The following is a 1,335-nucleotide window of genomic DNA, read 5'->3' as shown; positions in this document are numbered from 1 at the left end:
GGGTCGGCGGCAGACAGTGAGGATGGTGGGGTGGGTCGCCGGGTTGGTCTGACTCACCGGCAGACCGACGGTTGCTGTCCTCATCCCGATTCGTCGGCCAGCTCGGTGGCCCCGGCAGCTGCATGTCACCGGTCAGGCGTCGTGACCTGATAGGAGCCTGTGCGAGAGGCGCCCACCACTGTGTTGTCCGCATCGCCTGACCGGTGACGTGTCCACAGATTCTCGACGCGACCGAGAAAGGCGGACCACGCCAGCATGGCAGCCAAGAAGCGATCTCTCATCGGTGGTGTCGACACCCACCGCGACACCCACCACGCCGCGATCATCGATAGCACCGGCGGGCTCGTGGCCGACGCCGAGTTCCCCGCGACCACCGCCGGCTACGCGGATCTGCTGGCCTGGATGCGTTCCTTCGGGCGGGTAACCGCCGTGGGCGTGGAGGGCACCGGCAGCTACGGGGCCGGCCTGGCCCGCTATCTGACCAGCAAGAAGATCGCCATCAGGGAGGTGGACCGGCCGGACCGCCGCGCCCGCCGCAACCAGGGCAAGTCCGACCCGATCGACGCGATCACCGCCGCCCGCGCCACCCTCGCCGGCACCGCCATGGGCACCCCGAAGACCCGCACCGGACCGGTCGAGGCGATCCGCGCCCTCAGGGTCGCCCGCCGAGGAGCGGTCAAGGCCCGCACCGCCGCCCTGAATCAGATGCGCGGCCTGGTCGCCGCCGCCCCCGAACGCCTGCGAGCCCACCTGACCAGGGCCAGCGCCGCCGTGCTGGTCAGCCGCTGCGCCACGCTGGCCTACGACCCGGCCAGACTTCACGAACCGGAGCACGCCACCGCCGCAGCCCTGGTCGGGCTCGCCCGCCGGGTCACCGCCCTCACCGAGGAGATCACCGCTCTCGACCGCCAGGTGACACCCATCGTCCGGAAAGCGGCACCCCGCACCATGGCCCTGTTCGGCGTCGGCCCCGATGTCGCCGCGCAGCTGCTGACCACCGCCGGCGACAACCCCGACCGGCTGCACTCCGAAGCGGCTCTGGCCCACCTCTGCGGCGCCGCCCCCATCCCCGCGAGCTCAGGACGGGTGCGCCGCCACCGCCTCCACCGCGGAGGCGACCGCGGCGCCCACCACGCCCTACACACCATCGCGCTCTGCCGCATGCGCTACGACCAGCGCACACGCGCCTACCTGCAACGCCGCATCACCGAAGGCCTCAGCAAGCAGGAGATCCTCCGCTGCCTCAAGCGCTACATCGTCCGCGACGTCTACACCGCCCTACGCGCCGACTTCACCGCCCTCACCCCTTGACCTCCATAGGAGCATCGGGATGGC

Annotated in this window: 1 protein-coding gene; it reads left to right on the top strand. The window is 71.5% G+C overall.

The features are described from left to right. Positions 1 to 255: 255 nt before the first annotated feature. A complete protein-coding gene (locus V6U89_RS30065) occupies positions 256 to 1,311 on the top strand; it encodes an IS110 family transposase (RefSeq protein ID WP_334576682.1) in 1,056 nt (351 codons plus the stop codon). Positions 1,312 to 1,335 lie beyond the last annotated feature (24 nt).

Origin of the sequence: Micromonospora sp. CPCC 206171 (assembly GCF_036906755.1) — a bacterium.
Taxonomy (GTDB): Bacteria; Actinomycetota; Actinomycetes; order Mycobacteriales; family Micromonosporaceae; genus Micromonospora; species Micromonospora purpureochromogenes.
The sequence above is the reverse complement of the archived record's forward strand: the minus strand, read 5'-3'. Positions and strand labels throughout refer to the sequence as shown.

Coding starts and splice junctions, on each gene's coding strand:
- V6U89_RS30065 (WP_334576682.1), top strand. CDS start 256: ATGGCAGCCAAGAAGCGATCTCTCATCGGTGGTGTCGACACCCACCGC.